The sequence below is a fragment of the Micromonospora sp. HB375 genome (assembly GCF_017872985.1).
Taxonomy (GTDB): domain Bacteria; phylum Actinomycetota; class Actinomycetes; order Mycobacteriales; family Micromonosporaceae; genus Micromonospora; species Micromonospora chalcea.
On sequence record NZ_JAGGJO010000001.1, the window covers coordinates 6,167,157 to 6,191,182 of the forward strand.

Here is a 24,026-nt window from a genome sequence, read left to right on the forward strand (position 1 = left end):
TCAGGACAGTTCGGCGACCCGGGCGGCCCAGTCGCCACCGACCGGTTCCAGCGTGACCGCCCGGGTGTCGTCGTCGCGGCGGTCGATGCGTACCCGCAGGTGCGCGTCGACCAGCTGCTCGACCATTCCCTCGCCCCACTCCACCACTGTCACCGCCTCGTCCACCGAGGCGTCCAGGTCGAGGTCGTCGATCTCCGCCCGCGGGTCGGCGGCCTCACCCAGGCGGTACGCGTCGGCGTGCACGAGCGTCACCCGGCCGCCCCGATCCGGGTCGGGGCGGTGCACCCGGGCGATGACGAAGGTGGGCGAGGTGATGTCGCCGCGTACGCCCAGGCCGGCGCCGATGCCCTGGGTCAGCGCGGTCTTGCCGGCCCCGAGCGGGCCACTGAGCAGCAGCAGGTCACCCGCGCGCAGCACACCGGCCAGCCGCCGCCCGAACTCGTGGGTGTCGTCGACCGTCTTCAGCTCCACGACCACTGTCATAGCGAATCCAGGAACCTCTCCAGCGCCGCGTTCACCTCGTCGGCGTGCTCCAGCATCACCACGTGCCCACTGTCGTCGATCTTCACGAACTCGGCGTGCGGCAGCCGCCGGACGATCTCCTCGGAGTGCGTCACCGGCGTGATCATGTCCTTGTCCCCCACGATCACCAGCACCGGCGTGCCGGCCAGCGCGGCCAGCGCCGGGAACCGGGAGTGGGTGGCGATCGTCCGCAGGTAGCGGGTGACCGTGTCGGCCGAGGTGCGCGAGTTCATCATCTCGACGTACGACACCAGGGCCGGGCTCGGCGCCGAGGTGCCGAAGCCGTACTTGCGGGTGAGCAGCCAGGCCACGTTCGAGGTCGACCGGCGCGCCCGGTCGATCACCGTGCCGCCGTACCGGGTGGCGTTGCTCATCATGTAGAGCACCGGCGAGCCGACGCGGCCGAGCAGCGCGGGCGCCACCAGCTTCGTCTCCGCCGCCAGACCGCCCGAGGTCGCCATCAGCACGGTGCCGACCACGCGGTCACCGAACATCTCCGGGTACAGCTCGGCCAGCGCCATGATCGTCATGCCGCCCATCGAGTGCCCGACCAGCACCAGCGGGCCCTCCGGGGCCACCTCGTCGAGCACCCGGCGCAGCGTGTGGCCCAGCGCGGTCAGGTCGTACTCGCCGCTCTCCAGCCGGCCGGAACGGCCGTGCCCCGGCTGGTCGTACGCGACCACCCGGTAGTCGCCGCGCTCGGCGAGCCGCTTGCGCTGGAAGTGGAACGTGCCCATGTCCAGGCAGAACCCGTGCACCAGCACCACAGTCGGGTGCCCGGCGACCGGGCGGGTCGGCTCGACCACCTCCACGTGGATGTCGGTGCCGTCCGGCATCTCCAGCCGGTACGCCTGGTCGTAGCGCTGCTCGCCGAAGACCTCGTCGGCGTACCTGTCGGTGGGGTCGTTCTTGAGCCGGCGGACCAGCACCCGCTCGCTGACCACGCCCGCCGCGAGCCCGGCGGCGGCCACCCCGACGGCGGCGCCGACCAGCCCGGCGACCTTGCCGGCGGCGGTACGCGGACGCGGCAACCGGAGACTCATGCGCGCTCGCCGTCGTAGAACCGGGGCACGCGCACGCCGCCGAAACGGGTCACGATCTCGTAGTTGATGGTGCCGACCGCCTCGGCCCAGTCGTCGGCTGTGGGCCCGCCGTCCGCGCCGTCGCCGAACAGCGTCACCATGTCACCGGCGGCCACCTCGTCGTCGCCGCAGTCGACCACGAACTGGTCCATGCAGACCCGGCCGGAAATGTTCCGGCGCTTGCCGGCGAGGTGCACCGGGCCGGTGTTGGAGGCGTGCCGGGGCACACCGTCGGCGTAGCCGAGCGGCACCACCGCCAGGTTGGTCTCCTGCTCGGTGAGGTAGGTGTGCCCGTAGGAGACGCCGGTGCCGGCCGCGACCCGCTTGGTCAGCATCACCCGGGCGCGGGCGGTCATCGCCGGGCGCAGGCCGAACTGCTCGCCCGCGACCGGCGACAGACCGTAGACCGCGATGCCGGGCCGGACCAGGTCGAAGTGCGTGTCCGGCCGGGTCAGCGTGGCGGCCGAGTTGGCCAGGTGGCGGTACCGAGGGCGCAGACCGGCGCGCGTCACCATCTCCAGCCCCTCGTGGAAGACGGCGAGCTGGCGGTCGGTGGTGGGGTGGCCGGGCGAGTCCGCGTACACGAAGTGGCTCCACACGCCGACCACCTCGACCAGGCCGTCGGCCTGGGCCTTCGCGGCGGCCTCCAGCAGCGCCGGCCAGTCGGCGACGGTGGCGCCGCCCCGCGCCAACCCGGTGTCGATCTTGAGGTGCAGCCGGGCCGGGCGGTCCGCCCGGCGGCTCGCCTCGATCATCTCGTCGAGCTGGGTGAGGCTGGCGCAGCCGAGGTCGACGCCGACGGTGATCCCGTCGTGCAGCGGCAGCCCGGGTGTGAGCAGCCAGGCCAGCACCGGCGCGGTGATGCCGTCCTGGCGCAGCCGCAGCGCCTCGTCCAGCGTGCAGACGCCGAGCTGGTCCGCCCCCGCGTCGAGCGCCGCGCGGGCGGCGGGCACCATGCCGTGGCCGTAGCCGTCGCCCTTGACCACCGCCATCAGCTCGGCGCTGGTGCCGGCCTTGAGCCGGGTCACGTTCTCCCGGATCGCGTCCAGGTCGACGCGCACCTCCGACTGCCACATGTCCCCAGCCTACTTCCGTCAGTGATCATCAGCGCCCTGAGCCGTGCGGGCGGTGCCCGTCGCCACCCGGGCGTCGCCGCCCGGATCAGCCCAGCCGGGCCAGTACCGGACGCAACGCCGTCGCCACGTCGGGCGCGGTGACCGGACCGCCGCGCGCCGCCTCCCGGCCGGCCAGCCCGTGCAGGTACGCCGCCGCGGCGGCCGCCCGCTCCGGGGCCAGCCCGGCGGCGAGCAGCGAACCGAGCAACCCGGCCAGCACGTCGCCGGTGCCACCGGTGGCGAGCACCGGCGTGCCGGTCGGGTTCACGTACGCGCGGCCGTCGGGCGTGCCGATGATCGTGTGGTCACCCTTGAGCAGCACCACCGCGTTCATCCAGGCGGCCAGCCGCAGCGCGGCGGCGACCCGGTCCTCCCCCGGCATCTCGCCGCAGAGCCGGGCGTACTCCCGGTCGTGCGGCGTCACCACGATCGGCGCGTCCCGGCCGCGCAGCCGGTCGGCCAGCTTGCCGTCGACGAGCAGCGTCAGCGCGTCCGCGTCGAGCACCACCGGCACCGGCGCGGCAAGCACCGCGCGCAGCTCGGCGGCGGACTCCTCGCCCGTACCGAGGCCGGAGCCGCACACCCACGCCTGCACCCGGCCCGCGTCCGCTACCCGGCCGGTGGCGATCACCGACGGGTGCTGGTGCAGCACCTCGCCCTTGGCGCTCCCGGCGTAGCGGACCAGGCCGGTCGGGCCGACGAGCGCCCCGGCGACCGAGAGCACCGCGGCGCCGGGGTAGGTGGCCGAGCCGGTGGCCACGCCGACCACACCCCTGGTGTACTTCTCCGACGACGCGCCCAGCTCCGGCCACCAGCCGACCACGTCCGTCTGCTCGATCACCTGGAGCGCCGGGGTGCCGCGCAGCCACGGCGTCAGCCCGATGTCGACCAGCTCGACCTCGCCGGCCAGCTCGGCGGCCGGGCCGACGACCAGCGCCGGTTTGAGCGCGCCGAACGCCACCGTCACGTCGGCGCGGACCGCGCGGGGCCGCCCGGCGTCGGTCAGCGGGACGTGGCCGGTGTCGACGGCGACGCCGCTCGGCACATCGACAGCGACCACCGTAGCGGGCCCACCGTCGCGCCCGCGCTGCCCGGTCAGGCTCGCGGCCAACTGCTCGGCGGTCTCCCGCAGCCCACCGGTGCCGCCGATGCCCACGATCCCGTCGAGCACCAGGTCGGCTCCGGCGGGCGGCCGGTCGACGACGCGCCCGCCGGCGGCACGCAGGGCCGCCAGCCCTTCCGCGTGCGCCCGCCCGGGGCTCAGCAGCAGCGCGGCCACCGCCGCGCCCCGGCGGGCCAGGTGCGCGCCCGCGAAGAGCGCGTCACCGCCGTTGTCGCCGGAGCCGATCAGCAGCACCACCCGGGCGCCGTAGACCCCGCCCCGGTCACCGAGCAGCAGGGCGCAGCGCCGGGCCAGCCCGGCCGCGGCCCGCTGCATCAGCGCCCCGGGCGGAAGGGTGGCCATCAGGCCCGCCTCCGCCGCGCGAACGTCCGCGACGCGCCATACCGGTCTCATGCCACCCCGTCCCGTTCGTCGCGCCGGCTCAGCGCCCGCCCGCCGCTGTCCCGGTCACGGCCTCACCCTACCGGCGGTACGAACCCGGGACCGGCCGACGGAAACGCCCTGTGGAAAACCCCGGCCGTTGTCCACAGGGGTCGGCGGCCGGGTCGCCGGACGGCCTAGCGTCCCGGTGTCCGGGGCCGGTGGGTGGCGTCGGGCGACGTGGGGAGGTCACGTGGTGGAGAAACCGTTCGACGTCGACCCGGAGCTGCTGCGCGCGGTCGCACGGGAGCTGGCCGACGACGCGTACCGGCTGGCCCGAGGGCCGGGGGCGGCGCCGGAGGCGCTGCTGGTGGCGGCGCCGGACGGCTGGCGGGCCGGGGCGGCGCTGGCCGACCTGGAGTCCGCGGTACGGCGCTGGTCCGGCGCGCTCGGCGCCCGGGTGGCCGACACCGCCGGGGCGTTGCGCCGCGGGGCGGACGGCTACGAGGCGGTGGACGAGCGCGCCGCGCGCCGCCTCAGCGGGGTGCTCCGGTGACCGGCGGCGCTCCCGGGCGGCCCGATCCGAGCTCCGGAGGGCCCGGCGAGGGCCCGGCGGACGTCGGGTACGCGCAGCTCTGGCGGGCCGATCCGGGCGCCTGGTCCACGGCGGGGGTGGCCTGGCGAGGGCTCGCCGGGCCGGTGCGACGTCGCGCCGACGCGCTGACCGCCCGGATCGGAACGCTCCGGCCCGGGTGGTCGGGCGCCGCCTCGGTCGCGGCCCAGCAGCGGATCGGGGACCTGCGCACCGACCTCACCGACGTGCTGCCCGCCCTGTTCGAGGTCGACCAGGTGCTGGCCGAGTTCGGCGCCCGGCTGGGGGCGGCGAAGGCCCGCCTCGGCGCGGAGGTGGCCCGCGCCGAGTCCGGCGGCCTGCTCGTCGACCGTGCCGGCGCGGTGCGGCCCGATCCGGCCCGCCCGGTGTCCCGGGCCGGTCCGGCGGTGGTGGACGCGCGGGCCGGGATCCGGGGCGCGCTGACACTCGCCGGCGCCGCCGACCGGGAGGCTGCTCGCCGCCTGGCGGAGCTGACCACCGCCACGGTGACCGGCTGGGTCAGCGTCCCGCCCGCGTGGCGTCCGGGCCCCGGCGCCGGGCCGGCCGAGGTGAGCCGCTGGTGGGCCGGGCTGAGCGCGGCCGAGCGGCGCTGGCTGGTCGGGCGGGAACCGGATCGGATCGGCCGCCTCGACGGCGTGCCGGCCGCCGCCCGGGACCAGGCCAACCGGCTGCTGCTCGGCGACCGGCGGGAGCAGTTGCTCGTCCGGCGGCTCGCGCTGCTGCGGCCGCTGCCGGCCGGACCGTTGGAGGCGTCCCGGCGGGTCCGGCTCGCCGGCGTCGAGGCGGCGCTGCGCGGGCTGAACCGGCTGAGCGAGCGGCTCGCCGCGCCCGGGCTGCCGCGGGCGTACCTGCTGGGGCTGGACCCGCGCGGCGACGGGCGCGCGGTGGTGGCGCTCGGCAACCCGGACCGGTCCGCCGCGGTGCTGACCTACGTCCCGGGCATGACCTCGGACCTCGCCGACGCGCCGGACGAGCTGGGCCGGGCCGCCCGGGTGCTGCAGCGGTGCGCGGCGCTGGGGCCGGGCGAGGAGGCGGCGGCGGTGCTCTGGCTGGACTACGACGCGCCCGACTTCCTCACCGAGGCGGCCGGCCCCCGGCAGGCCGAGGACGCCGGGCCGGCTCTGCACCGGTTCCAGGAAGGGCTACGCGCCGCACACGAGGGTTCGCCGGCCCGGCAGACGGTGCTCGGGCACAGCTACGGCTCGCTGGTGGTCGGCGCCGCCGCCCGGGACCACGGGCTGAGCGCGGACGCGCTGGTATTCGTCGGCTCGCCCGGCGTCGGCGTCGACCACGCCACCGAGCTGCGGATGCGCGCCGGCGAGGTCTGGTCGTCGACCGCGCCGGACGACGTGATCCGGCTGGCGCGTCCGCCGGACGAGCTGGCCCGCCGCGCCCTGCTCGCCGGCACGCCGCTCGGCCCGGCGCTGGCCGTGCTCGACCCGCACGCCGAGCGGCTCTGGTTCGGCACCGACCCGAGCGCGCCGGGTTTCGGCGGGCGGCGGTTCCCGAGCGCCCCGCACGGTCACACCGGCTACTGGGACCCGGACAACCCGGCGCTGGACGGGATGGCCCGGATCGTGCTGGGCCGATGAGCCGCCCGATGCCGTCCGGCGGCCGTCCCAAAGGATCCGGGAGCCGCCCGGGGCGGGCCGGAGACGGCGCGGTCCCTCCCCCCGGCCGACGGGTGGAGGGACCGCTGGCGAAAAGCGGACTACTCGACAGTGACCGACTTGGCCAGGTTCCGGGGCTGGTCCACGTCGTGCCCGCGGGCGGCGGCGATCTCGGCGGCGAGCACCTGCAACGGCACGGTGGTCACCAGCGGCGCCAGCAGTGTCGGCGTACGCGGCACGTAGATCAGGTGGTCGGCGTAGCGGACCACCGCCTGGTCGCCCTCCTCCGCGATCACGATCGTGCGGGCGCCCCGGGCGCGTACCTCCTGGATGTTGGAGACGACCTTGTCGTGCAACATGCCCCGGCCGACCGGCGACGGCACGATGCAGATCACCGGGGTGCCCTGGTCGATCAGCGAGATCGGGCCGTGCTTCAGCTCACCGGCGGCGAAGCCCTCGGCGTGCATGTACGCCAGCTCCTTGAGCTTCAGCGCGCCCTCCAGCGCCACCGGGTAGCCCACGTGCCGGCCGATGAACAGCACCGTCGGCTCGGACTTCAGCTCGCGGCCCAGCTCGCGGACCGGCTCGATCCGGTCCAGCAGCTCCCGCAGCTTGCCCGGCATTTCCTGGAGCTGGGCGACCACCGCGCCCACCTCGTCGGCGAACTTGATGCCGCGCACCTGGGCCAGGTGCAGGCCGATCAGGTAGCAGGCGACGACCTGGGTGAGGAACGCCTTGGTGGAGGCGACGGCGATCTCCGGGCCGCCGTGGGTGTAGAGCACGGCGTCGGACTCGCGCGGGATGGTCGAGCCGTTGGTGTTGCAGATGGCCAGCACGCGGGCCTTCTGCTCCTTGGCGTGGCGCAGCGCCATCAGCGTGTCCATCGTCTCGCCGGACTGCGAGATCACCACGATCAGCGTGGACCGGTCCAGCACCGGGTCGCGGTAGCGGAACTCGCTGGCCAGCTCCACCTCGCAGGGGATTCGGGTCCAGTGCTCGATGGCGTACTTGGCGACCAGGCCGGCGTGGTAGGAGGTGCCGCAGGCGACGATGAAGATCTTGTCGACGTCGCGCAGGTCCTGCTCGCTGAGGCGGACCTCGTCGAGGGCGATCTCGCCGGTCTCGGTGAGCCGGCCCAGCAGCGTGTCGGCGATGGCCTGCGGCTGCTCCTCGATCTCCTTGAGCATGAACCAGTCGTAGCCGCCCTTTTCGGCGGCCGACGAGTCCCAGTCGATGTGGAAGTCGGTGCCGCTGGCCGGCTGACCGTGGAAGTCGGTGATGTCGATGCTGTCCGGGGTGATCAGGACGATCTGGTCCTGCCCCAGCTCGACCGCGTCCCGGGTGTGCTCGATGAACGCGGCGACGTCGCTGGCCAGGTAGTTCTCGCCGTCGCCCCGACCGACGACCAGCGGCGAGTTGCGCCGGGCGCCGACCACCGCGCCGGGGATGCCGGCGTCGACGGCGAGCAGCGTGAACGCGCCCTCCAGGCGCCCGCAGACCACGCGCATGGCGGCGGCGAGGAGCTGCGGGCTGTCGGTCTCGCCGGCCGCGCGCAGGTCGGCCAGCGCGCGGGCGATCAGGTGCGCGGCGCACTCGGTGTCGGTGTCGCTGGCGAACTCGACGCCCTCGTCCTCCAGCTCGGCGCGGAGCTTCGCGAAGTTCTCGATGATGCCGTTGTGGATCACCGCGACGCGGCCGTCCGGGGAGAGGTGCGGGTGGGCGTTACGGTCGGTCGGGCCGCCGTGGGTGGCCCAGCGGGTGTGGCCGATGCCGGTGGTGCCGTCGCCGATGCCGATCGGGCTGGCGGCGCAGTCCTCGGGGTTGTCGGCCGCCCGCTCGGAGAGGACCTTCTCCAGGTTCGCGAGCTTGCCGGCCTTCTTCTCGGTCAGGAGCTCGTCCTCGCAGACCACGGCGACACCGGCCGAGTCGTAGCCGCGGTATTCGAGCCGCCGCAGTCCGTCAAGCACGATGCCGAGCGCCGGGCGGGCACCGGCGTAACCCACGATTCCACACATGGTCCGCAGCCTAACCGAGTTTCGCTCATCGCGCGTGCTCGGAAGGCCGGTTAACGATCACTGAATTTGAGCGAACCGAACACCGGGGTTGCTATGTCGGACAACGCACCAGCCGGGCTCATCTGCCGTTTGCGTACCGGTTCGGGACGTGCCGCGCACCGGGCGGACCGGGTCCACGCGGGTGGCCGCCACGGCCTACATTGGGGCCGGGCTCCGCCCCCGGGCCCATCGTTCCGCGGGCGTCCGCGCCGTACCCCTGTGAGCTGAGCCGATGTCCGAGACGACCCCTACCCCCGAGCCGACCTCCGGACCGGTCGACCCGACCGCCGCGCCGGTGCCCCCGCAACCCTCCACCTGGACGCCGCCGGACCCGCTGGCCGCTCCGCAGCCGTGGACGCCACCCGAGCCCTGGTCGCCGTCGTCGCCGTCGCCCTGGAGCGCCCCCGGCGCCGGTCACCCCGGTCCGGCGGGCGGCGCCGAGGGGCGGCCGGCGGGCGATCCGGGCCGGGCCGCTCCGGCCGACTCACCGGGCGCCGGCGACCAGGGACAGCCCGGGACGCCGGGCGGGCCCGCCAACCCGGACGCACCGCAGTGGCCGGCCCAGCCGGGAGCACCGGGCTGGCCGGCGCAGCCGGGCACCCCTGGCTCGTCCCCACCGCCGAGCGCCTACCAGCCCGGCACGTATCCGCCCGGGCCGTACCCGCCCACCGCGTACCCGCCGGGGCCCTACCCGCCGCCGTACGCGTACCCGGGGATGCCGCCGCGCCGCAGCGGCGGCGGTTGGGCGGTCGGGGTGGTGGTCGGCATCGTCACCGTCCTGGCGCTGATCGTCTGCGGCTGCGTCGGGCTGGCCTTCCTCGGCAGCACCATGGACGACGGGTCCGCAGCCGGCACCGGGTACGAGGAGCCGATCTACGGCGAGCCCGGCGACTGGACCGACGACCCGAGCGCGCCCCCGGCGAGGCCGGCGACCACCCCGTCCGGCGGCCCCGGCAAGTACACAGTGCTGTACGAGGTGACCGGCTCCGAGGGCGACGCGGAGGTGCAGTACTACGACGCGAACGGCGACTTCCACCAGCTCAACCTGGTGGACTCGTCCTGGCGGCTGAGGTTCACCACGAACAACCGTGAGCGGGTCCAGATCGTCACCATGCCCGGAAGCGCTGCTGGGTTGACCTGCCGGATAACCATCGACGGCAAGGTCGTCTCCCAGAAGTCGGGAAGGTGGGGCGTGACCTGCTTCGGCTGGTGAGCCCGTGGTGGCGGGCCGTAGGCTCGCAGCCGTGACGACGACCGATCCCCTGGTGGCCCGGATGCGGCCGTTCGGCACCACCGTCTTCGCCGAGATGTCCGCGCTGGCCGTGCGTACCGGGGCGGTCAACCTCGGGCAGGGCTTCCCGGACACCGACGGCCCGCCGGAGATGCTCGCCGCCGCCGCCGAGGCGCTGCGTACCGGCCACAACCAGTACCCGCCCGGCCCGGGCATCCCCGCGCTGCGCGTCGCCGTCGCCGCGCACCAGCGACGGTTCTGGGACCTGGAGTACGACCCGGACGGCGAGATCGTCGTGACGGCCGGCGCGACCGAGGCGATCGCGGCGAGCATCCTCGCGCTGTGCGAGCCGGGTGACGAGGTGATCTGCTTCGAGCCGTACTACGACTCGTACGCCGCCTCGATCGCGCTCGCCGGAGCGGTGCGCCGCCCGGTGACGCTGCGGCCCGGCGCCGACGGCAGGTACGCGTTCGACCCGGGCGAGCTGCGCGCCGCGTTCGGGCCGCGTACCCGGCTGGTGCTGCTGAACTCGCCGCACAACCCGACCGGCAAGGTCTTCACCGCCGACGAGCTGACGACGGTCGCCGAGCTGTGCCGGGAACACGACGTGTACGCGGTCACCGACGAGGTGTACGAGCACCTGGTGTTCACCGACGCCGCCGCGCCGCACGTGCCGCTGGCCACGCTGCCCGGCATGCGGGAGCGGACGCTGCGCATCTCGTCGGCCGGCAAGACGTTCTCCTGCACCGGCTGGAAGGTCGGCTGGGTGAGCGGCCCGGCGCCGCTGGTGGCGGCGGTGCTGCGGGTGAAGCAGTTCCTCACGTTCGTCAACGCCGGGCCGCTGCAACCGGCGGTGGCGGTGGCGCTCGGGTTGCCGGACGCCTACTTCACCGGGTTCCGGGACGACATGCAACGCCGCCGGGACCAGCTCGTCGCCGGGCTGGCCGACGCCGGGTTCGGCGTGCTCGCGCCGGAGGGCACCTACTTCGTCACCGCCGACGTCACGCCGCTCGGTGGCCGGGACGGGGTGGAGTTCTGCCGGGCGCTGCCGGAGCGCTGCGGCGTGGTGGCGGTGCCGACGCAGGTGTTCTACGACGACGTGGAGGCCGGCCGACGGCTGGTCCGGTTCGCGTTCTGCAAGCGGCCGGAGGTGCTGGCCGAGGCGGTGACCCGGCTGCGCGGTCTGCGCGGAAACTGAACCGCCCGCTGGAGGGAGATCCCCAGCGGGCGGGCGGCGCGGCTCAGGCGACCGGGCTGGCGGTGCGGACCTGTTCGGCGATGCGCTCGGCGACCTCGCGCGCGGTGTCCTCGGTGGCCGCCTCGACCATGACCCGCACCAGCGGTTCGGTGCCCGACGGGCGCAGCAGCACCCGGCCGGTCTCGCCCAGCTCCGCCTCGGCGCGCTCGACCTCGGCCCGGACGGCCGGTGCGGCGGCGCCGACGGTACGGTCGCCGACCGGCACGTTGATCAGCACCTGGGGCAGCTTGGTGACCACGGCGGCCAGCTCGGCCAGCGAGGTGCCGGTGGCGGCCATCCGCGCCATCAAGTGCAGGCCGGTCAGCACGCCGTCGCCGGTGGTCGCGTACGCGGGCAGCACGATGTGCCCGCTCTGCTCGCCACCGAGCGCCAGGCCGGAGGCGCGCAGCTCCTCCAGCACGTACCGGTCGCCGACCTTGGTCTCGACCAGCCGGATGCCGTGCTCGGACATGGCCAGCCGGAGACCGAGGTTGCTCATCACGGTGGCGACCAGGGTGTCCTGGGTCAGCTCGCCGGCGTCCCGCATGGCCAGCGCGAGGATCGCCATGACCTGGTCGCCGTCGACCTCGTCGCCGTCGGCGGTGACCGCGACGCAGCGGTCGGCGTCGCCGTCGTGGGCGATGCCGATGTGCGCGCCGTGCTCGACCACGGCGGCGCGCAGCGCGTCGATGTGGTTGGAGCCGCACTCGTCGTTGATGTTGAGCCCGTCCGGCTCGGCGTGGATGGCGATGACCTCGGCGCCTGCCTCGCGGTAGGCGACCGGGGCGACGTCGGCCGCCGCGCCGTTGGCGCAGTCGACCACGACCTTGATCCCGTCGAGGCGGTGCGGCACGGTGCCGACCAGGTGCTGCACGTAGTGGTCGGCGCCGTCGAGCAGGTCGTGTACGCGGCCGACGCCGGCGCCGGTGGGGCGCTTCCAGGCGGTGGTGGCGTTCGCCTTCACCGCCTCCTCGATCCGCATCTCGATCTCGTCAGGCAGCTTGTGCCCGCCGGCGGCGAAGAGCTTGATGCCGTTGTCCGGCATCGGGTTGTGCGAGGCGGAGAGCATCACGCCCAGGTCGGCCTTGGCCTCGGCGGTGAGGAACGCCACGGCCGGGGTGGGCAGCACGCCGACCCGGACCACGTTGGCGCCGGCGCTGGTGAGCCCGGCGACCACCGCCGCCTCCAGCATCTCGCCGCTGGCCCGGGTGTCCCGGCCGACCACCGCGAGCGGCGGATGGCTCTTGTCGGTCTCGGCCAGCGTGTGGGCCGCGGCCACCGCGACCGCAAGCGCCAACTCCGGGGTGAGATCCGCGTTCGCCCGCCCGCGTACGCCGTCCGTGCCGAACAACCGGCCCATACCCGCCAACCTCCGTGGAACTGCCGATGAGGAGAGAAACGCGGAACGGCCGGTCCGCCTCCCGGGAAGGGGAAGCGGACCGGCCGTCCGTCAGAAGTACAAGGCGCTTGTGGTGATCAGCGCTTCGAGTACTGAGGAGCCTTGCGGGCCTTCTTGAGGCCGTACTTCTTGCTCTCCTTGACCCGGGCGTCACGGGTCAGGAAGCCGGCCTTCTTCAGGGCCGGGCGGTCGTCGGGCTCGCTGACGATCAGCGCCCGGGCGATGGCGAGCCGCAGCGCGCCGGCCTGGCCGGTGGTGCCGCCGCCACGCAGGTTGGCGATCACGTCGAACGCCTCGGCCTTCTCGGCGGTGACCAGCGGGTCCTTGATGAGCTGCTGGTGCACCTTGCTCGGGAAGTAGGCCTCGAGGTCGCGGCCGTTGCAGGTGATCTTGCCGCTGCCCGGGACGATCCGGACCCGGACGATGGCTTCCTTGCGCCGACCCACGGTCTGGATCGGGCGGTCACCACGGGGCGCGCGCGCGACGGGCGCCGGCGCCTCGGTGGCCTCGGGGGCGACCTCGGTGGCGGTGATGTCGGTCATGCTGCTTCCTTCGCCCGCGCTCACTGCGCGATCTGCTTGATCTCGAACGGCACCGGCTGCTGCGCGGTGTGCGGGTGCTCGGCACCGGCGTAGACCTTCAGCTTCTTGAGAAGCTGACGGCCCAGCTTGTTGTGCGGGAGCATGCCCTTCACGGCCAGCTCGATGGCCCGCTCGGGCCGCTTGGTGAGCAGCTCGTCGTAGCCGACCCGCTTCAGACCACCCGGGTAACCGGAGTGGCGGTAAGCGACCTTGGTCTGGCGCTTGTTGCCGGTCAGCGCGACCTTGCCCGCGTTCACGATGACGACGAAGTCGCCCGTGTCGACGTGCGGCGCGAAAGTCGGCTTGTGCTTGCCACGCAGGAGCGTGGCGGCGTGGGTCGCCAGGCGGCCCAGCACGACATCAGAGGCGTCGATGACGTGCCACTGACGCTCGATCTCACCCGGCTTCGGGCTGTACGTACGCACAGGTCTACCTTGTCTCGTCGTCGGTCTGGGGTCGCGCGCCGAGGTGACCGGGAATACCCAGCCGGACCAGCGCGCACGAACGACCAAGCGTACCTGATGCGGCACGCCTAAGAATGTCGTACAACAGCAGGCAACGATACCCGGCCGCCCGGCGGCAGGTCAAAACGGGGTAGTACCCCGCGTGGCCTGCGCGTTCGCCATGGCGCAGCTCACACGCCGACCAGCGTACGCGGCCCGGGACGCAGGTAGACCACCCAGGTCACCAGGAAGCAGAGCGCGTACCAGGCGATGAATGCCAGGTAGGCGGCGTCAGCCGTGCCGGAGGTCAGGAACGACTGCCGGAACGCCACGTTCACCAGCACCCCGCCCGAGGCTCCGACCGCCCCGGCGATGCCGATCACCGCCCCGGACAGGCGCCGGGCCCGCCGCTGCGCCGCCTCCGGGTCGCCGGTCAGCTCGCTCTCCGCGACGGCCCGGGCCCGGAAGATCGCCGGGATCATCTTGTACGTCGAGCCGTTGCCGATGCCGGAGAAGACGAACAGCGCCAGGAAGCCGGCCAGGTAGAGCGGGAACGAGCGCTCCCGGGCCGCGTACAGGACCAGCCCCGCCCCGGCGGCCATCGCCACGAAGTTCCAGAACGTGACCCGGGCCCCGCCCAGCCGGTCGGCGAGCTGGCCGCCCACCGGCCGGATGAGCGACCCGATCAGCGGCCCGAGAAAGGTCAGCCAGGCGGCGTCGACGGGCGTCGGGAACCGCTCGTGGAACTGGAGTTGGAGCACCTGGCCGAAGGCGAACCCGAAGCCGATGAACGAGCCGAACGTGCCCACGTAGAGCAGCGACATCACCCAGGTGTGCGGATCGCGGGCCGCCGCGCGCAGCGCGCCCGGCTCGTTACGCGCCCCCGGAACGTTGTCCAGCCAGCGGGCCGCGGCCAGCGCGGCCAGCACGATCAGCGGCAGGTAGACCGCCGGCACCAGCCGGGGGAACGCGGCGCCGGCCGTCGCCAGCACCGCCAGCCCGACCAGTTGCACGGCAGGTACGCCCAGGTTGCCGCCACCGGCGTTGAGCCCCAGCGCCCGGCCCTTGAGCCGCTCCGGGAAGAACAGGTTGATGTTCGCCATCGAGGAGGCGAAGTTGCCCCCGCCTACGCCGGACAGGCAGGCCAGCACCATCAACGTGGCGTACGACACCCCGGGCTCGATCAGCACCGCCATCGGCACCGCCGGCACGAGCAGCAGCAACGCGCTCACGATGGTCCAGTTCCGGCCGCCGAAGCGGGCCACCGCCAGCGTGTACGGCAGCCGCAGCACCGCCCCCAGCGCGGCCGGTACGGCGGTGAGCAGGAACTTCCCGGCCGGGTCGATGCCGTACTCGGGACCCAGGAACAACACGGTCACCGACCAGAGGCTCCACACGGAAAAGCCGACGTGCTCGGCGAAGATCGAGACGTACAGGTTGCGCCGGGCGACCCGGGCGCCCCCGGCGGCCCAGAACGCCGGGTCCTCCGGCCGCCATTCGGTGAGCCGTCCGGCGGTGCGGGCCGACGGCCGGGTCGGTGCGGAAACGAGCGTGCTCACGGCGACTCCTCCTCGTCGATGACGAGGGGACGCTCTCAGCCGGTGGTTTCCCCGGCGTACCCCGCGCGCGTCGGCTCGGCAACGGAGATCGCACGTCCGCCGGAGGGCGCCGGTGAGGCGGTCACAGCTCCTGGAGGATCCGCAGGGCCCGGCCGACCCGCTGCATGGTCTCGGTGTCGGCCACGTCCACGCACTCGGCGAACCACTTCTTCATCGGTGCGGAGATCCGGTCGGGCATCACCACGTACGGGCCCATCGGCACGGCCAGCGGCGAGTCGCGCAGCAGCGACTCCTCGACCACCTCGGCCACGATCACGATGGGTACCGCAGTGGCGTTGTAGACGTCGGAGCTGATCACCAGACCGAACCGTTCCCGGGCGCCGGAGATGCGCCAGACCTCGCCCCTACGCAGCACGCGGACGCCCGCCGAACAGGGCGTCGTCGACGAGCGCGGCCTCCTGGGCGTCGGCCAGGGCGGCGGCTTCCAGGTCCAGGCCGGCACGGCCGACCGCGTCGGCGTGCGCGGTGAAGACCTCGCGCAGCGCCTTCTCCCGGGCGGCCTGGTCCATCCAGGCGGAGAGGGAGAGCCCTTCCCGCTTGGCGAACCGGCGCGCCTCCTCGATCGTCTCGTCGGAGAACGACAGTGTCACCTTGGCGGTCATGCCGGGAAGACTACCCAGCGGTATGACCAGCAGTCATCCTCGTTCCCGCCGATCGCGGAAACGGACAGTGATCAGGGACGCCGGCCGCCGAAGACCGCGAAACGCCATTCCTTGAAGAAGCAGTCCACGTCCACCAGACCCGCCTCGGTCAGCCACCGGCACTGGTCTGCCACCGTGGCCGGCCGGTCGTGCCGCATCCGCTGCCGGGCACCGGCGATCTCCTCGGCGTCCGAGCCCAGCTCGGTGATCCGCGCCGTCCACACCTCGTCGTAGCGGCGGTCCAGCGCCGGCGTCGGCCCGGCCACCTGCTCGGCGTTGACGAACACGCCGCCCGGCGCCAGCGCGCCCGCGGCCCGCTTGTACAGCGCCCGTTTGCCCTCGTCGTCGAGGTGGTGGATGGCCAGCGCGGAGACCACCGCGTCGTACCGGCCGGCGGGCAGCGGGTCGGCCAGGTCGGCGTGCACAGTGCGGTGCGCCACGCCGCGTTCTGTCAGGTGTCCGGCGGCCACCGCGAGCATGCCGGGGGCGCCGTCCACGAGCGTCAGGCGGACGCCGGGCACGGCCGCGGTCAGCAGCAGGGACAGCAGGCCGGTGCCCGCGCCCAGGTCCAGCACCTCGGGGGTACGCCCGGCGGCGAGCGCGGCACGCAGCGGCGGCGCGGCCACCTCGACGGCGGTGCCGTAGAAGGCGTCGAAGCAGGGCACCAGTCGGCGTCGGGCCTGGTCGTAGCTGCCGGCCACCGCGTCGAACGCGTCCGCCACGCCCATCAGAGCCTCCCGTTATTTGAGACAACTTTCCCACATTGTAAACCCCGCCGGGGACGACGTCACCTACGTGCGGTGTGAAGCGCTCGTGACAGGACCGAAACAGAGCAGACCCGGACCGGAAACCGCCCGACGGCACGCTTTTCCGACATGACAGACGGTGCACGCACGGCGACGCGAACGGGTTCAGGCCCCGCGCAGGCCGCCACGCACTGCCCGTACTGCGCCCTGCAGTGCGGCATGGTGCTGCGCGCCACCGGCGACGGCGTCGAGGTCGGCGCCCGGGACTTCCCGACCAACCGGGGCGGGCTGTGCCAGAAGGGCTGGACCGCCGCCGACCTGCTCGACCACCCGGACCGGCTCACCACCCCGCTGCTGCGCGACCGGCCCGGCAGCGAGCTGCGCCCGGCGACCTGGGACGAGGCGCTCCACCGGATCGCCGCCGGGGTGCGGGACGTGCAGCAGCGCCACGGGCCGGACGCGGTAGCGGTCTTCGGCGGTGGCGGCCTCACCAACGAGAAGGCGTACGCGCTGGGCCGCTTCGCCCGGGTGACGCTGCGGACCCGGCACATCGACTACAACGGACGCTGGTGCATGTCCTCGGCCGCCGCGGCCGGCAACCGGGCGTTCGGGATCGACAGGGGGCTGCCGTTCCCGCTGGCGGACCTCGGCCACGCGGACACGCTGCTGCTGGTCGGCGCGAACCCGGCCGAGACCATGCCGCCGCTGATGCGGCACGTCACCGACCTGCGGGAACGCGGCGGCCGGCTGATCGTGGTCGACCCGCGCGCCACGGCCACCGCCCGCCAAGCCGACCTGCACCTGCAACCGCTGCCCGGCACCGACCTCGCGGTGGCGAACGCGCTGCTGCACATCGCGCTCACCGAGGGCTGGCTGGACCGGGCGTACGTGGCGGAGCGGACCACCGGCTTCGACGAGGTCCGGCGGACGGTGGCCGGCTACTGGCCGGCGGAGGTGGAGCGGCTCTCCGGCGTGCCGGTGGCCGACCTGCACGCGACCGCCCGCGCGCTGGCCACAGTGGACCGGGCGATCATTCTCACCGCGCGGGGCGCCGAGCAGCACGCCAAGGGCGTGGACACGGTCACCGCCCTCATCAACCTGGCGCTCGCTCTGGGCCTGCCCGGCCGCCCCGGCTCGGGTTACGGCTGCCTGACCGGGCAGGGCAACGGGCAGGGCGGCCGGGAACACGGGCAGAAGGCCGACCAGCTCCCCGGCTACCGGCGTATCGACGACCCGGCGGCCCGCGCGCACGTCGCCGGGGTGTGGGGCGTCGACCCGGACTCGCTGCCCGGGCCGGGGGTGCCCGCGTACCAGCTCCTGGACGCGCTGGGCACGCCGTCGGGCGCGCGGGCGCTGCTGGTGTTCGGCTCCAACCCGGTCGTGTCCGCGCCCCGCGCCGCGCGGGTCGAGTCCCGGCTGCGCGCCCTGGACCTGCTCGTGGTGGTGGACTTCGTCCGCTCCGAGACGGCCGAGCTGGCCGACGTGGTGCTGCCGGTCGCCCAGTGGGCCGAGGAGAACGGCACGATGACCAATCTGGAGGGCCGGGTGCTGCGCCGCCGGGCGCTTCGTGAGCCACCCGCCGGGGTCCGTACCGAGCTGGAGATCCTCGCCGCGCTCGCCGGGCGGCTGACCGACGGCGCGCCACTGCCGAGCGACCCGCGCGAGGTGTTCGCGGAGCTGGGCCGGGCCTCGGCCGGCGGGCCGGCCGACTACGCCGGGATCACCTGGGACCGGATCGACGCCGACACCGGCGTGTTCTGGCCCTGCCCGGACCGGGACGGCCCGGACACGCCCCGGCTGTTCGCCGACCGCTTCCCCACCCCGGACGGCCGGGCCCGGTTCCACGCCGTGACCCACCGGCCGGCCGCCGAGCCGGTGTGCGCCGACTACCCGCTGCACTTCACCACCGGCCGGGTGCTCGCGCAGTACCAGTCCGGCGCGCAGACCCGGCGGGTCGCCGCGTTGCGCCGGGCCGCGCCGGGCGGCTTCGTCGAGCTGCACCCGGACCTGGCGGCACGGCTCGGCGTGACCGAGGGAGCGCCGGTACGTGTGGTCTCCCGCCGGGGTGAGCTACGGGCGCCGGCCCGGCTCAGCACCGCGATCCGGCCGGACACCGTCTTCGCCCCGTTCCACTGGCCCGGCGCGCAACGCGCCAACTCGGTCACCAACGACGCGCTCGACCCGGTCTCCGGGATGCCCGAGTTCAAGATCTGCGCGGTCCGGGTGGAGCCGGCATGAACGAGCGCATCGTCGTCGTCGGCCACGGCATGGCCGGCGCCCGGCTCGCCGCCGAGCTGCACGCACGCGGCGGGGACCACTCGATCACCGTGCTCGGGGCGGAGCCGCACCGCGCGTACAACCGGATCATGCTCTCCACGCTGCTCGCCGGACGCATCGGTGAGCCGGACGTGGAGCTGGTCGAAGCGGTGGGGCCGGGCGTCGAGGTGCACACCGGCGCGGCGGTCACCGCCGTGGACCGCGCCGCCGGCGAGGTGGTCACCGACGACGGCGAGCGACACGGATACGACCACCTGGTGCTCGCCACCGGCAGCCGGGCCGTGGTGCCGCCGCTACCGGGCCTCGCGCCGATGCCCGAGCGGGTCGTCCCGTTCCGCACGCTCGGCGACTGCCGGCGGATCCTCGCCGCCGCCGAGGGCGCGCGCCGCGTCGTCGTGCTCGGCGGCGGGCTGCTGGGCCTGGAGGCGGCCCGCGGGCTGGCCGCGCGGGGTCTCGACGTGACAGTGGTCCACCCGGTCGGGCACCTGATGGAACGCCAGCTCGACCCGCCGGCCGGCGCGGTCCTCGCGGGCACGCTCGCCGGCCTGGGCGTCCGGTCCCGGCTCGGCGCGGCGGCCACCGCCGTGACCGCCGACGCCGACGGCGTCCGCCTGCACCTGGGCGACGCCGGGACGCTCGACGCCGACCTGCTGGTGCTCTGCTGCGGGGTACGCCCCGACACCGCGCTGGCCGCGGCGGCCGGACTCGCCGTCGAGCGGGGCGTGGTGGTGGACGACCGGATGCGGACCAGTGACCGGCGGATCTCGGCGATCGGCGACTGCGCGCAGCACGACGGCACGCTGACCGGGCTTGTCGCGCCGGCCTGGGCGCAGGCCCGGGTGGTGGCCGACGTGCTGACCGGCGCGGACCCGCTGGCCCGCTACCGGCCCCGCCCGGCGGTGACCCGGCTCAAGGCGGCCGGCATCGATCTGGCCGCGATGGGCGACGTGGCCGGGACCGGCGACCCGGGCGGGCCGGTCGAGGAGCTGACCTTCGCCGACCCGGCCCGGGGCACGTACGCCCGGCTGCGCATCCGGGACGAGCGGCTGACCGGCGCGATCCTGCTCGGCGACAACCCGGCGGTCGGCACTGTGGTGCAGCTGTTCGACAGGGGCGCGCCGGTGCCGGCGGACCGGCGTTCGCTGCTGCTCGGCCGCGCGTTCGGCGAGGCGCCGGCCGGGCCGGCCGCGTCCCCGGCGCTGATGCCGGACGCCGCGACCGTGTGCCGGTGCAACGACGTGAGCAAGGGCGCGCTGGTGGCGTGCTGGCGGGCGGGCGCCCGGACGGCGGCGGCGCTGTCCGCGTCGACCCGGGCCGGCACCGGCTGCGGCAGTTGCCGGGACGCGGTGGCCGGCGTCGCCGCCTGGCTCGCCGAGGCCGACCCGCAGGCGACCGACGCGGTACGCGAGACGGTGGAGGTGGCGTCATGAGTGAGCTGATTGTCGTCGGGAACGGCATGGTCGGGCAGCGCTTCGTCGAGGCGCTGCGGGCCCGGGACACCGGCGGGCGGTGGCGGGTCACGGTGCTGGCCGAGGAGCGGCGTCCGGCGTACGACCGGGTGCGGCTCTCGGCCGTCTTCGACGGGGTGGACGCCGACGAGCTGACTGTGCACACCCCCGACGCCGGAGTGGACCTGCGCCTGGGCGAACCGGCCACCGGCGTCGACCGGGCACGGCGCGTGGTGACCACGGCGGCCGGCGGGTACCCGTACGACGCGCTGGTGCTCGCCACCGGCTCGTACGCGTTCGTGCCGCCGGTCGACGGCACCGATCTGCCAGGCGTCTTCGTCTACCGGACGCTGGACGACCTGGCCGCGATCCGGGAGCACGCCCGGGGCCGCCGCACCGGCGTGGTGATCGGTGGCGGCCTGCTCGGGCTGGAGGCGGCGAACGCGCTGCGGCTGCTCGGGCTCACCACGAGCGTGGTCGAGTTCGCGCCCCGGCTGATGCCGGTGCAGGTGGACGAGGCGGGCGGGTCGATGCTGCGCCGCTACGTCGAGGAGCTGGGCGTCACGCCGTACCTCGGGGTGGCCACCACGGCGCTGCGTCCCGGGCCGGACGGCACCGTGGCCGCGCTCGACCTCGCAGACGGGCGCACTCTGGACGCGGAGCTGGTGGTGGTGGCCGCCGGGATCCGGCCGCGCGACGAGCTGGCCCGGGCGGCCGGGCTGCCGCTCGGCCCGCGCGGCGGCGTGCTGGTGGACGCCTCCTGCCGCACCGCCGACGAGCGGATCTGGGCGGTCGGTGAGTGCGCCGCGGTGGACGGGGTCTGCCACGGGCTGGTCGCGCCCGGGTACGCCACCGCCGAGGTGGTGGCGGACCGGCTGCTCGGCGGCGCGGCCACGTTCCCCGGCGCGGACACCGCGACGAAGCTGAAGCTGCTCGGTGTGGACGTGGCCTCGTTCGGCGACGCGCACGGCGTCACCCCGGGCTGCCTGGACGTGACGTTCACCGACCCGGCCACCCGCGCGTACGCGAAGCTGGTCCTCTCCGACGACGCGCGGACGCTGCTGGGCGGCGTGCTGGTCGGGGACGCGAGCGCGTACCCGGCGTTGCGGGCCAGTGTCGGCGGGCCGCTGCCCGCTCCCCCGCTGGCGTTGCTCGCGCCGGCCGGCGGCGCGGGCGCCGGCGCGGGGGCGCTGCCGGCCGCCGCCCAGGTCTGCTCCTGCAACGCGGTGACCCGGGCCGACCTGGACGCGGCGATCGCCGGCGGGGCGACCGACGTGCCGGCGTTGAAGGCGTGCACCCGCGCCGGTACGAGCTGCGGCTCCTGCGTGCCGATGCTCAAGCAGCTGCTGGACGCCGCCGGGGTGCGCCAGTCCACCGCGTTGTGCGAGCACTTCGACCTGAGCCGGCAGGAGCTGTTCGACCTGATCCGGGTGCGGGGCATCAGCACGTTCTCCCGGCTCGTCGCCGAGCACGGGCGCGGGAGCGGCTGCGACATCTGCAAGCCGGTGGTGGCCTCCATCCTGGCCTCGCTCGGGGCCGGTCACGTGCTCGACGGCGAGGCGGCGTCACTGCAGGACACGAACGACCACTTCCTGGCCAACCTGCAACGCGACGGCAGCTATTCGGTGGTGCCCCGGATCCCCGGCGGGGAGATCACCCCGGAGAAGCTGATCGCGATCGGCGAGGTGGCCCGCGACTTCCAGCTCTACACGAAGATCACCGGCGGGCAGCGGATCGACCTGTTCGGCGCGCGGGTCGACCAGTTGCCGCAGATCTGGCGCCGGCTCGTCGACGCGGGCTTCGAGTCGGGCCACGCATACGGCAAGGCGCTGCGTACCGTGAAGTCCTGCGTCGGCGACACCTGGTGCCGCTACGGCGTGCAGGACTCGGTCGGGCTCGCCGTCGCGCTGGAGCTGCGCTACCGGGGGCTGCGCGCGCCGCACAAGCTCAAGTCCGCCGTCTCCGGCTGCGCCCGCGAGTGCGCCGAGGCCCGCAGCAAGGACTTCGGCGTCATCGCCACCGAGGGCGGATGGAACCTGTACGTCGGCGGCAACGGCGGCTTCCGGCCCCGGCACGCCGACCTGTTCGCCACCGACCTGAGCACCGCCGAGCTGGTCACGCTGATCGACAGGTTCCTCATGTACTACATCCGCACCGCCGACCGGTTGCAGCGCACCGCCGCCTGGATCGAGGCGATGGACGGCGGCCTGGACCACCTCCGGTCGGTGCTCGTGGACGACTCGCTCGGCCTCTGCGCCGACCTGGACGCGGCGATGGCCCGGCACGTCACGAGCTACTCCGACGAGTGGCGTGACGTGCTGGAGGATCCGGACCGGCTGCGCCGCTTCACCTCGTTCGTCAACGCGCCCGGCGTGCCCGACCCGTCCATCTCGTTCACCCGGGAGCGGGGCCAGCCGGTGCCGGCGCGGGACGCCGGGCACCGCCGCCAACCCGTAGCGCTCGGACTGCCGGAGGTACGCCGATGAGCCCCGTCGTCACGCTGGACTGGACACCGGTCTGCCCGCTGGACCGGCTCGACCTCGACCGGGGCGTGGCCGCGCTCGTCGACGGCGTGCAGGTGGCGGTGTTCCGCACCGCGCACGGGCTGTACGCGGTGGACAACCTCGACCCGGTCGGCGGCGCGTACGTCATGTCCCGCGGTCTCGTGGGCAGCCGGGGCGGCGTGCCGACGCTCGCCTCGCCGCTGCACAAGCAGGTCTACGACCTCACCACCGGGCGGTGCCTGGACCTGCCCGGCGTGACGTTGACGCGGCACCGGGTGCGCTGCCGGGACGGCCAGGTCGAGGTGCGGTTACGGCAGGAGCAGTGATGCGCGACGAGCTGGCCGGCTTCACCATCGGGGTCACCGCGGACCGGCGGCGCGACGAACTGGCCGCGCTGCTCCAGCGGCGCGGCGCGCGGGTGGTGCTCGCCCCGGCGCTGCGGATCGTCCCGCTCGCCGACGACACCGACCTGCGTGAGGCCACCCGGGCCTGCCTGGAACATCCGCCGGACGTGCTGATGGCCAACACCGGCATCGGCATGCGGGGCTGGCTGGAGGCGGCCGAGGGCTGGGGGCTGGCCGAGCCGCTGCGCGCCACGCTCGCCCGCGCGTACGTGGTGTCCCGGGGCCCGAAGGCGACCGGGGCGATCCGCGCCGCCGGACTGCGCGAGCACTGGTCGCCGGGCTCGGAGAGCTGCGACGAGGTGGTGGAGCACCTGGTCGCGCGCGGCGTGGCCGGCCACGTGGTGGCGATGCAACTGCACGGTGAGCGGCAACCCGAGTGCACCGACGCGCTGGTGGCGGCCGGGGCCACGGTGATCGAGGTGCCGGTCTACCGGTGGGCGCCGCCGGCCGATCCGGCGCCGCTGCACCGGCTCATCGACCTGGTCGCCGGGCGGCTCGTCGACGCGGTCACGTTCACCTCGGCTCCGGCGGCCGAGGCCCTGCTGCGGGCGGCCGGGGACCGTACCGAGACGGTGCTGGAGGCGCTGCGCGGCGACGTGCTGGCCGGGTGCGTGGGCACCGTCACCGCCGAGCCGCTGGTCCGGCGTGGGGTGCCGGTGAGCGCGCCGAGCCGGGCCCGGTTGGGCGCGCTGGTCCGCACCATCGTCGAGGAGCTGCCCCGGCGCACGGTCTCGGTGAAGGCGGCCGGGCACGTGCTGACGCTGCGCGGCCACGCCGCGGTGGTGGACGGGGAACTGCGCCAGCTCGCGCCGGCCCCGATGGCCGTGCTGCGGGCGCTCGCCGCGTCACCCGGCAAGGTGCTCTCCCGCACCGCGCTGCTGCGTACGCTGCCGCGCGGCGCCGACGAGCACGCCGTGGAGATGGCCGTCGCCCGGCTGCGGGTCGGCCTGAAGGCGCCCCGCGTGGTGCAGACGGTCGTCAAGCGGGGGTACCGCCTGCGGGTCGACTGACCCGCAG

General features: G+C 74.7%; 21 protein-coding genes. 9 read left to right on the plus strand and 12 right to left on the minus strand.

Annotated elements, in window-relative coordinates; translation table 11 throughout:
* The 4 genes from tsaE to J3R08_RS27310 all read right to left on the minus strand — a co-directional run bounded on the left by tsaE (window position 1) and on the right by J3R08_RS27310 (window position 4,235).
* Window positions 1-483, minus strand: a complete 483-nt coding sequence (tsaE, locus tag J3R08_RS27295; protein ID WP_043328309.1) for a tRNA (adenosine(37)-N6)-threonylcarbamoyltransferase complex ATPase subunit type 1 TsaE — start codon at window positions 481-483, stop codon at window positions 1-3.
* The gene (locus tag J3R08_RS27300; protein WP_043328307.1) at window positions 480-1,565 is read right to left on the minus strand and encodes an alpha/beta fold hydrolase; all 1,086 of its coding nucleotides are present in this window, start codon (window positions 1,563-1,565) and stop codon (window positions 480-482) included. The genes tsaE and J3R08_RS27300 overlap by 4 nt, the downstream gene beginning before the upstream one ends.
* A complete protein-coding gene (gene alr, locus J3R08_RS27305) occupies window positions 1,562-2,680 on the minus strand; it encodes an alanine racemase (RefSeq protein WP_043328305.1) in 1,119 nt (372 codons plus the stop codon). The genes J3R08_RS27300 and alr overlap by 4 nt, the downstream gene beginning before the upstream one ends.
* An 85-nt stretch (window positions 2,681-2,765) precedes the next feature.
* Window positions 2,766-4,235, minus strand: coding sequence for an NAD(P)H-hydrate dehydratase (locus J3R08_RS27310; RefSeq protein ID WP_209963232.1), 1,470 nt, complete (start codon window positions 4,233-4,235; stop codon window positions 2,766-2,768).
* A gap of 220 nt (window positions 4,236-4,455) precedes the next feature.
* On the opposite strand from J3R08_RS27310, the gene J3R08_RS27315 reads away from it, so the two are divergent.
* Both J3R08_RS27315 and J3R08_RS32775 read left to right on the plus strand, forming a co-directional pair.
* Entirely contained in the window at window positions 4,456-4,758 is a 303-nt protein-coding gene (locus J3R08_RS27315) for a type VII secretion target (protein ID WP_069087943.1), read from the plus strand.
* Complete coding sequence (locus J3R08_RS32775) at window positions 4,755-6,407, plus strand: alpha/beta hydrolase (protein ID WP_064446590.1); 1,653 nt, start codon at window positions 4,755-4,757, stop codon at window positions 6,405-6,407. The genes J3R08_RS27315 and J3R08_RS32775 overlap by 4 nt, the downstream gene beginning before the upstream one ends.
* 119 nt (window positions 6,408-6,526) lie before the next feature.
* Here J3R08_RS32775 and glmS read toward each other — a convergent pair whose 3' ends face one another.
* The gene (glmS, locus tag J3R08_RS27325; RefSeq protein WP_064446591.1) at window positions 6,527-8,440 is read right to left on the minus strand and encodes a glutamine--fructose-6-phosphate transaminase (isomerizing); all 1,914 of its coding nucleotides are present in this window, start codon (window positions 8,438-8,440) and stop codon (window positions 6,527-6,529) included.
* 271 nt (window positions 8,441-8,711) lie between these two features.
* Here glmS and J3R08_RS32545 point away from each other — a divergent pair, with 271 nt between their 5' ends.
* Window positions 8,712-9,692 carry an MmpS family transport accessory protein gene (locus J3R08_RS32545; RefSeq protein WP_166456944.1) on the plus strand — a complete coding sequence of 327 codons (981 nt, stop codon included), beginning with the start codon at window positions 8,712-8,714 and terminating at the stop codon, window positions 9,690-9,692.
* Between the two features lie 31 nt (window positions 9,693-9,723).
* A complete protein-coding gene (locus J3R08_RS27335) occupies window positions 9,724-10,908 on the plus strand; it encodes a pyridoxal phosphate-dependent aminotransferase (protein WP_209963234.1) in 1,185 nt (394 codons plus the stop codon).
* 43 nt (window positions 10,909-10,951) lie between these two features.
* Here J3R08_RS27335 and glmM read toward each other — a convergent pair whose 3' ends face one another.
* The 7 genes from glmM to J3R08_RS27370 all read right to left on the minus strand — a co-directional run bounded on the left by glmM (window position 10,952) and on the right by J3R08_RS27370 (window position 16,358).
* On the minus strand, window positions 10,952-12,307 hold the full coding sequence (glmM, locus tag J3R08_RS27340; protein WP_209963238.1) for a phosphoglucosamine mutase: 1,356 nt from the start codon (window positions 12,305-12,307) through the stop codon (window positions 10,952-10,954).
* Between the two features lie 116 nt (window positions 12,308-12,423).
* Entirely contained in the window at window positions 12,424-12,888 is a 465-nt protein-coding gene (rpsI, locus tag J3R08_RS27345; protein WP_030501567.1) for a 30S ribosomal protein S9, read from the minus strand.
* A 20-nt stretch (window positions 12,889-12,908) separates the two neighbouring features.
* Window positions 12,909-13,352 carry a 50S ribosomal protein L13 gene (gene rplM / locus J3R08_RS27350; protein WP_013288574.1) on the minus strand — a complete coding sequence of 148 codons (444 nt, stop codon included), beginning with the start codon at window positions 13,350-13,352 and terminating at the stop codon, window positions 12,909-12,911.
* Between the two features lie 209 nt (window positions 13,353-13,561).
* On the minus strand, window positions 13,562-14,929 hold the full coding sequence (locus tag J3R08_RS27355) for an MFS transporter (protein ID WP_209963241.1): 1,368 nt from the start codon (window positions 14,927-14,929) through the stop codon (window positions 13,562-13,564).
* Between the two features lie 121 nt (window positions 14,930-15,050).
* Window positions 15,051-15,344 (minus strand): type II toxin-antitoxin system PemK/MazF family toxin, encoded by a 294-nt coding sequence (locus J3R08_RS27360; protein WP_043328292.1) that lies wholly within the window; start codon window positions 15,342-15,344, stop codon window positions 15,051-15,053.
* On the minus strand, window positions 15,334-15,591 hold the full coding sequence (locus tag J3R08_RS27365; RefSeq protein ID WP_030501570.1) for a DUF6364 family protein: 258 nt from the start codon (window positions 15,589-15,591) through the stop codon (window positions 15,334-15,336). Before J3R08_RS27365 ends, J3R08_RS27360 begins: the two co-directional genes overlap by 11 nt.
* Window positions 15,592-15,662: 71 nt before the next feature.
* Window positions 15,663-16,358, minus strand: coding sequence for a class I SAM-dependent methyltransferase (locus tag J3R08_RS27370; RefSeq protein ID WP_104113839.1), 696 nt, complete (start codon window positions 16,356-16,358; stop codon window positions 15,663-15,665).
* A gap of 147 nt (window positions 16,359-16,505) precedes the next feature.
* On the opposite strand from J3R08_RS27370, the gene J3R08_RS27375 reads away from it, so the two are divergent.
* The 5 genes from J3R08_RS27375 to J3R08_RS27395 are packed head-to-tail and all read left to right on the plus strand — an operon-like array spanning window position 16,506 to window position 24,019.
* Entirely contained in the window at window positions 16,506-18,614 is a 2,109-nt protein-coding gene (locus tag J3R08_RS27375; protein WP_209963244.1) for a molybdopterin oxidoreductase family protein, read from the plus strand.
* A complete protein-coding gene (locus tag J3R08_RS27380) occupies window positions 18,611-20,083 on the plus strand; it encodes an FAD-dependent oxidoreductase (protein WP_209963247.1) in 1,473 nt (490 codons plus the stop codon). The genes J3R08_RS27375 and J3R08_RS27380 overlap by 4 nt, the downstream gene beginning before the upstream one ends.
* Window positions 20,080-22,587 (plus strand): nitrite reductase large subunit NirB, encoded by a 2,508-nt coding sequence (gene nirB / locus J3R08_RS27385; RefSeq protein ID WP_209963250.1) that lies wholly within the window; start codon window positions 20,080-20,082, stop codon window positions 22,585-22,587. The genes J3R08_RS27380 and nirB overlap by 4 nt, the downstream gene beginning before the upstream one ends.
* Complete coding sequence (gene nirD / locus J3R08_RS27390; protein WP_064446599.1) at window positions 22,584-22,931, plus strand: nitrite reductase small subunit NirD; 348 nt, start codon at window positions 22,584-22,586, stop codon at window positions 22,929-22,931. Before nirB ends, nirD begins: the two co-directional genes overlap by 4 nt.
* Window positions 22,931-24,019, plus strand: a complete 1,089-nt coding sequence (locus J3R08_RS27395) for a uroporphyrinogen-III synthase (RefSeq protein WP_064446600.1) — start codon at window positions 22,931-22,933, stop codon at window positions 24,017-24,019. Before nirD ends, J3R08_RS27395 begins: the two co-directional genes overlap by 1 nt.
* The last annotated feature ends 7 nt before the right edge of the window (window positions 24,020-24,026 follow it).